This is a genomic window from Nitrospira sp. (genome assembly GCA_005116745.1).
GTDB lineage: Bacteria > Nitrospirota > Nitrospiria > Nitrospirales > Nitrospiraceae > Nitrospira_D.
Genome location: SWDS01000015.1, coordinates 1 through 733, shown reverse-complemented (window position 1 = coordinate 733; position 733 = coordinate 1). Strand labels below are relative to the sequence as shown.

The window sequence follows — 733 nt, the reverse complement described above, 5'->3', positions numbered from 1 at the left end:
GTTCCGAAATTTGACCTTGGTCAATAATATTGCTCATAGATTACCTTATATGAGAGTGCGTAGGATGGGTAGAGCGGTAGTTCATAGGATGTGCCGAGGAACGAGGCGCATCGTTCGCGACAGATACGTTTCACTTTGTTCAGCACATCCTATCTCAAAAATCCGCCAACTCCCGTAACCGCGCCGGGCATCGGAGCATTTGTCGGGGATAGCCCGTTAGGGGTGCGGCAGGGATGCCGCACGTTGTCAAAGGGACAGGAAGTCCCTTTTGACAACCCCCGGTAAATGCGAGAAGCGCAGGAAATAAGCGGCATCCGGGGGTCGTTTCTTTTGGATACTTTCTTTGGACAAGCAAAGAAAAGTATCTCGCCTTCGGGTGCGAGAACCCGATTAAAATCAATCGTCGCGTTAGCGACACATCAATGTGTTCATGGTTCGACAGGCTCACCACGAACGGCTTTATAATTTATCAGTCTTGTAGGCTACGCACCGCGTACCATTTTCGAACAGATCATATTAAGTAAGCATCAACAAGGTACGCGATGCGTACCCTACATCTACTTAACAACTTCCTCAACAAAAGCCCCAAAGCCCATCAACCGCTGATAACGTATTGCCAGCAAATCATCAATAGTCCGCTGCTGCAAATCTGTCAGGTGACGAATTAAGGCATCTTTCAAATTTGCGGCGATCAATTGGCAATTCCGGTGCGCCCCGCCCAAAGGCTCCCTGA

1 pseudogene is annotated in these 733 nt (G+C 49.1%); it reads left to right on the top strand.

The window, feature by feature from the left end:
- Positions 1-135 precede the first annotated feature (135 nt).
- Positions 136-390, top strand: a pseudogene (locus tag E8D52_18585) (hypothetical protein).
- The last annotated feature ends 343 nt before the right edge of the window (positions 391-733 follow it).